Annotated in this window: 8 protein-coding genes and 1 pseudogene; 4 read left to right on the plus strand and 5 right to left on the minus strand. The window is 49.1% G+C overall.

The window, feature by feature from the left end; genetic code table 11:
* Positions 1–158 precede the first annotated feature (158 nt).
* Together GA0061070_RS23625 and GA0061070_RS23630 are read right to left on the minus strand one after the other, a co-directional pair.
* Positions 159–1,484, minus strand: coding sequence for a gluconate:H+ symporter (locus GA0061070_RS23625; RefSeq protein WP_208598206.1), 1,326 nt, complete (start codon positions 1,482–1,484; stop codon positions 159–161).
* A 491-nt stretch (positions 1,485–1,975) separates the two neighbouring features.
* Positions 1,976–2,422: pseudogene (locus GA0061070_RS23630) on the minus strand (IS4 family transposase); the annotation flags it as partial.
* Between the two features lie 157 nt (positions 2,423–2,579).
* Here GA0061070_RS23630 and tusE point away from each other — a divergent pair.
* Positions 2,580–2,909: a sulfurtransferase TusE gene (gene tusE / locus GA0061070_RS23635; protein WP_090138920.1), complete on the plus strand. Its 330-nt coding sequence runs from the start codon at positions 2,580–2,582 to the stop codon at positions 2,907–2,909.
* Here tusE and yccX read toward each other — a convergent pair.
* On the minus strand, positions 2,906–3,187 hold the full coding sequence (gene yccX, locus GA0061070_RS23640; protein WP_090138922.1) for an acylphosphatase: 282 nt from the start codon (positions 3,185–3,187) through the stop codon (positions 2,906–2,908). The genes tusE and yccX overlap by 4 nt on opposite strands.
* 276 nt (positions 3,188–3,463) lie before the next feature.
* On the opposite strand from yccX, the gene rlmI reads away from it, so the two are divergent.
* Positions 3,464–4,654 (plus strand): 23S rRNA (cytosine(1962)-C(5))-methyltransferase RlmI, encoded by a 1,191-nt coding sequence (gene rlmI / locus GA0061070_RS23645; RefSeq protein ID WP_090138923.1) that lies wholly within the window; start codon positions 3,464–3,466, stop codon positions 4,652–4,654.
* Positions 4,655–4,714: 60 nt separating this feature from the next.
* Positions 4,715–5,032, plus strand: coding sequence for a heat shock protein HspQ (gene hspQ / locus GA0061070_RS23650; protein WP_007374192.1), 318 nt, complete (start codon positions 4,715–4,717; stop codon positions 5,030–5,032).
* 28 nt (positions 5,033–5,060) lie between these two features.
* On the opposite strand, the gene GA0061070_RS23655 is transcribed toward hspQ, so the two are convergent.
* Positions 5,061–5,474 (minus strand): CoA-binding protein, encoded by a 414-nt coding sequence (locus GA0061070_RS23655; protein ID WP_090138926.1) that lies wholly within the window; start codon positions 5,472–5,474, stop codon positions 5,061–5,063.
* Between the two features lie 136 nt (positions 5,475–5,610).
* Here GA0061070_RS23655 and mgsA point away from each other — a divergent pair, with 136 nt between their 5' ends.
* Positions 5,611–6,069, plus strand: coding sequence for a methylglyoxal synthase (gene mgsA, locus GA0061070_RS23660; RefSeq protein ID WP_090138929.1), 459 nt, complete (start codon positions 5,611–5,613; stop codon positions 6,067–6,069).
* Positions 6,070–6,146: 77 nt separating this feature from the next.
* On the opposite strand, the gene tnpA is transcribed toward mgsA, so the two are convergent.
* Positions 6,147–6,416, minus strand: a 270-nt coding sequence (gene tnpA, locus GA0061070_RS23665; protein WP_139109806.1) for an IS200/IS605 family transposase, incomplete at its 5' end; no start/stop codon positions are given.

Consider the following 6,416-nt stretch of genomic DNA (forward strand, 5'->3'; position numbering starts at 1 on the left):
ATAGTACCGCAGTCTCTTCCCTTTATTTTTACTGTAGTGCAGACAGAAACCATAAAAACCGGCGTTGACATGCCGGGGAAGCCCTTATAGTACAATAATTCTCTATATCCAAACTGCCCCCCTGTCTCACATAGATACCTTGGGGATAGGTCTGATTATCAGACGATAAGGCTTAGCAACAGAACAATTCCCAGACCAACCACAGAGTTCGTCAGTTCAAGTAATCCCCATGTCTTAAACGTATCTTTCATCGACAAACCAAAATATTCTTTGAAGAGCCAGAACGCTGCGTCATTGACGTGAGTGAGGGTATTACTACCTGAAGCGGTAGCAAGCACCATCAGGGCCGGATTGACGTTAAACGTGTGGATCATTGGCCCTACAATCCCTGCAGCAGTGATCGCAGAAACTGTTCCCGCACCCGTAGCCAAACGCAGCAACACGGTAATAAACCAGGCCATAACCAGGGGGGAGATGGAAGAAGAACGCATCATCTCGGCAATATAATCACCAACGCCGGTATCCATAATGATTTGCTTGAATGCCCCTCCTGCGCCAATGATAAAGACTACTAAAGCAACCTTCTCAATGGCTTCACTGTAAGAACTCATCACTTCAGACATGCTTTTGCCGCGTAATATGCCGAACGCATATAAGCTGACAAGCACGGCAATTAGCATACTTATTTGAGCGCTTCCGATAAAATTCAATAAAGGTAACAGGGGGTTATTGTCGGCAAGGAATAACTTTATCACTGTTACGCAGGTGATAATAATGGCCGGGATTAGCGGAACTAAAAGGCTAATGCCAAATCCTGGCATTTCTTCTTCTGTAAAAACTTTTTGTGATTCCAGTAAAGAAGGGACTGGTCTGTCAAGGTTACCAAGCAGTTTTGGTAGAATAATACCTGAGCAAATAACAGTGGGTACAGCAACGATAATGCCGTAGATGTAGACCATCCCCATATCGGCATGAAAGGCGGTAACCAGGGCTGTTGGTCCCGGCTGGGGTGGAAACAGACTGTGTGCGGTCGTGGCGGCAGCAACCATGGTAATACCCAGTTTTAAAAAAGGGATTTTTGCTTCTCGAGCAATACTAATGACCAGTGGTGCCAGAATCAAAAATGCCACTTCATAGAACATGGCCAGACCGAAAATCAGTCCAATAACCATAATTGCCCACTGAACTTTCCGGGGGCCAAATTTTGCGAGTAATGTTGAAGAGACGCGCTGCGCCGCCCCGGAATCAACCATTAACTTACCTAATATAGCACCGAAAAGAATGATTAAGGCCAGATGACCTAAAGTGCTGCCAACCCCATTTTCAATCGATTTACCGATTGCCTCCAGCGGCAGACCTTCACAGACACCTACAAAGATTGAAACTAACAAAATGGCCAGCATCCCATTGATTTTAAACTTCATATTCAGTATCAACAGGACAAAAACCCCCAGGGCGACCCAGATAATAGGTAAGCTGTTTATCACTATATTCATGCCCGTTCCTTACGATTATTTGATATTGGTATAATACATTCCTTTATTTGTATTATTACTTTAATGACATGTGTTATACCAATCAATTCTCACCACAAATTTTTGACAGGTGATTTATCTCACATAAAACATGTGGTTTTGAGCATTCAAACCTGCTACAGAAGGTTCGGTATAGTGTCTCGCATGTGCCGCGATGATTTTTGGGGTTTGACGCTCAACGGAACGGTTTCACACGTTAAGGACTTTTTTTCCGATAAATCAAAATATTATGGACAGTGAAAATCATACCTGGAATGGCGTCTTTTAAATCGAAAAACTATAAATAGCACACATGCGTGTCTGTTAATCGATTTTTCAGGCAGTTTTTATCGCTTAACGTGAGTTTTCGTTCGACTGCGCGTTAGCCCCCGTGTACTCCTGCGCTATACGGTGATTGGCAGACTTTTAGGGACATGAGATAACCTAAATGCGATAAGAGAAATCGCCCCGGCAAGAGCGTTAAGAAACGCTTTCTGGATACAGGCGTTTTGTTGTTTTTTTGAGGGGACAATCCAGCTCAGTAATGGAATGGAGCGCCCATCACAAATCAGACTGGCACGAAGGACATGAAACTCCTGAGAGGGATAGCCGCTCCAGTCTACCGCGACGACGCACAAAGAGAATCTGTTCGTCAGCATTGAGATAATATTTTTAAAAATAAGAGGAATATCGCGATGCAGTGACGCGTTCCCCAGTAAGCGATCTACGCGTTTAATTTTATTTTTGACCTGAGCTGCACCGGGTAAATAACGACCAATACTGGTCAGTGTCAGAGAGGCGCCGTTGGTAAGAGCAACAGTAGCGTCCAGCAAGGCGTTTTGCCTGTATTTGTGAAAGGGGGCTAAAGCATTATGGAAGAATTTCTGACATACTCGATAAGCAGGCATAGAGGTTATCTCATTGAATTGGTTGCACAATCAGTAGATCACAAAATTCTACGCCTGTCTTTTTTTACCCGCCCATTACTGGGGATCCCTCAGCGCTTATGCGGGGCTTTGTTTTTTGCTACACTGCCGCTGTTGTTGACTGACGTTGTGAAAAACTATGTTGATGTTTGAAGGCAAAGAAATTGAAACCGATAGCGAAGGCTATCTGAAAGATACTTCCCTCTGGAGCGAAGCGCTGGCAGAGGCTATTGCGCAACAAGAGAGTATTACCCTCTCCCCGGAACACTGGGAGGTGGTGCGCTTTGTACGCGAATTCTATCTGGAGTTTAATACCTCGCCGGCTATTCGCATGCTGGTTAAAGCGATGGGAAATAAATTTGGCGAAGAGAAAGGCAACAGCCGCTATCTGTACCGCCTGTTCCCGAAAGGCCCGGCAAAACAGGCGACGAAAATCGCCGGCCTGCCTAAGCCTGTGAAGTGTATTTAATAGCGGATACCAAAATTCTTCCATTCTCTACCGGGTTGATGCGGTTCAGTCAGTACTCTCTCAACCCGGGCGCTGCGCGGTCCACCGGCTTTAAGCCATGCCACCAGTTTGTCGACGTTTTCCGCCTCTCCGCAAGCCACCACCTCAACACTACCGTCGTCCAGATTGCGTGCATATCCCGTTAGCCCCAGACGCTGCGCTTCATATTGCGTGCTGTAACGAAATCCGACGCCCTGCACCATTCCGTGTACCCAGGCAATTGTGCAAACTTGTGTCATATTGTTCCCCTTTCAGTGCAGGCGCGTCGCATTTACCCGGCGAACCCGTACCGCTAGCGCCCATATTCTTCAGTTTACAGGATAGCTGAATATGGACGTACGTTTGGTATTGCAAAAATGGGAGCAAGGAGCGCTAACGTCATCCCATTCCCTTGATTAACATGAATAACACGCACACCCGCGTTTACAATGCCTGCGACTACTCGAATTCATTGCATTTCTATGAACTAACCCGGAAAATGGCGCCCAATTCTTAGCAATAAAGCATAATAAATTATGAGCGTACGTTTAGTGTTAGCCAAAGGGCGCGAGAAATCGTTACTGCGCCGTCATCCCTGGGTTTTCTCCGGTGCCGTCGCACGGATGGAAGGCAAAGCCAGCCTCGGTGAAACCATTGATATTGTCGATCACCAGGGTAAATGGCTGGCGCGCGGAGCGCTGTCACCTGCCTCGCAAATTCGCGCTCGCGTCTGGACGTTCAATAAAGATGAAAGCGTTGATATCGCTTTCTTTACGCGTCGCCTGCAACAAGCGCAGCAATGGCGTGACTGGCTGGCGCAGCGTGACGGGCTGGACAGTTATCGCCTGATTGCCGGGGAATCTGACGGACTTCCTGGCGTAACTATCGACCGCTTTGGCAATTTCCTTGTATTGCAACTGCTGAGCGCAGGCGCGGAATACCAGCGTCCGGCGCTTCTCTCCGCGCTGCAAACCCTCTATCCGCAATGTTCTGTTTACGATCGCAGTGATGTCGCAGTGCGTAAAAAAGAGGGGCTGGAACTGACGCAAGGCCCTGTACTCGGTGAGCTGCCGCCTGCGTTGCTGCCCATCGAAGAGAACGGCATGAAGTTGTATGTCGATATTCAGGGCGGCCATAAAACTGGCTACTACCTTGATCAGCGCGACAGCCGTCTGGCGACCCGCCGCTATGTTGCGGATAAGCGCGTTCTGAACTGTTTCTCCTATACCGGCGGTTTCGCCGTTTCTGCACTCATGGGCGGCTGCCGCCAGGTTGTCAGCGTGGATACCTCCCAGGAAGCTCTGGATGTGGCGAAGCAGAACGTCACGCTCAACAAGCTTGATCTGAATAAAGCCGAGTTTGTCCGCGATGATGTATTCAAGCTGCTGCGCAAATACCGCGATCAAGGCGAAACCTTTGATGTGATCGTGATGGATCCACCGAAGTTCGTTGAAAACAAGAGCCAGTTGATGGGCGCATGTCGCGGTTATAAAGATATCAATATGCTGGCGATTCAGTTGCTGAACCCGGGCGGTGTACTGCTGACATTTTCCTGTTCAGGTTTGATGACCACCGATTTATTTCAGAAAATCATCGCCGATGCCGCAATAGATGCGGGTCGTGATGTACAATTTATAGAGCAGTTCCGTCAGGCCGCCGATCATCCTGTGATCGCTCCCTACCCGGAAGGGCTGTATCTGAAAGGGTTTGCCTGTCGCGTCATGTAACTTGAATTTTGGAGCCGCACCCTCATATCTGAGGGAACAGAAGGTTCCCGGGAGGTGACAATGATAGCCAGCAAATTCGGTATCGGTCAGCAGGTTCGCCATTCACTGCTGGGATATCTTGGCGTGGTGGTCGATATCGACCCTGAATATTCACTTGAGGAGCCGTCGGCGGATGAGCTGGCGGTAAACGACGAGTTACGTGCTCTGCCCTGGTATCATGTCGTTATGGAAGACGACGACGGCCAGGCGGTTCATACCTATCTTGCGGAGGCGCAACTCACCAGTGAAGTGATGGATGAACACCCGGAGCAGCCTTCAATGGACGAGCTGGCACGCACCATCCGCAGACAACTTCAGGCGCCACGCCTGCGTAACTGAGCATACCCCGCCGACTGCGGGGTATTTTTTACTTCACCAGACCGAGCCGGGGGATTTCAATCGCCGGGCAACGATCCATCACCACCCGTAATCCCGCCTCACGCGCCAGCACTGCAGCCTGCTCGTTAATCACCCCCAACTGCAACCACAGCGTTTTTGCACCAGCCGCAATGGCTTCCTGCGCCACACCCCAGGCCGCTTCAGAGTTGCGGAAGACATCCACCATATCGATTTTTTCCGGCACTTCCGCGAGCGTTGCATATCCCTGTTGCCCAAGCAGCGTCTTCCCGGCGACTTTTGGCGAAACGGGGATCACGTTATACCCCTGATCCAGCAAGTATTTCATAACGCGGTAGCTCGGGCGGTCAGGCTTATCACTTGCCCCCACCAGCGCAATAGTCCGGGTCGATTGTAAAATATCAGCGATATCGGTTTCTTTCATGATTTCCTCCGGGCGATTTCCCAAAGTGTATGTCAAACAAAGCCTCTCAACCATTTTCATATTTTTTTATCTGCTTCTCTTGCAGCATCAGGCGCTTCCAGTAATCTGTAGCGAAAATAACTGACGGGAATTAATGATGGAATCAACAACTCGCACCCTACCCGTGCGCAAGCATATCGCGCTGGTGGCACACGATCACTGCAAGCAATCGTTAATGAAGTGGGTAGAGCGGCATCAGCCGGTGCTGGCAAAACATGAACTTTATGCCACCGGAACGACCGGTAATTTGATTCAGCGAGCGACAGGTCTTGAAGTGAACGCCATGTTGAGCGGCCCCATGGGCGGCGACCAGCAGGTAGGCGCGTTGATTTCAGAAGGGAAAATCGACGTGCTGATTTTCTTCTGGGATCCGCTGAATGCCGTTCCGCACGATCCGGATGTCAAAGCGCTGCTGCGCCTGGCGACGGTCTGGAACATCCCGGTGGCGACTAACTTATCGACGGCGGACTTTATTATCGCTTCGCCGCAATTCAACGACAACGTCGACATTTTGATCCCGGATTATCAACGCTATCTGGCCGAACGGCTGAAGTAAAAAACCACCTGCATAGCAGGTGGCATTGATTGCGCCCCAGAGGGGCGTACTTAGCTCTGACTCTGAGAGCCTTCGCTTCACATCTCTTTTAGCTGAAGCTGGCTCTCTTCTTGTTCGTGTTTTTCCTGATATTTCACATACCTTCTTATCATCTCTTCATTGATACCTACGGTATCCACACAATACCCTCGCGCCCAGAAATGATTTCCCCACAATTTGCTCTTCCTCAGGTACGGAAATTTGCTGAACAATCTCAGCGCTGTCTTTCCTTTCAAATGACCTATTACGTGTGATATCGATAATTTCGGGGGGATTTTTACTAGCAGATGAACATGATCTAACTGAAC

Source organism: Kosakonia oryziphila (genome assembly GCF_900094795.1).
Lineage (GTDB): Bacteria > Pseudomonadota > Gammaproteobacteria > Enterobacterales > Enterobacteriaceae > Kosakonia > Kosakonia oryziphila.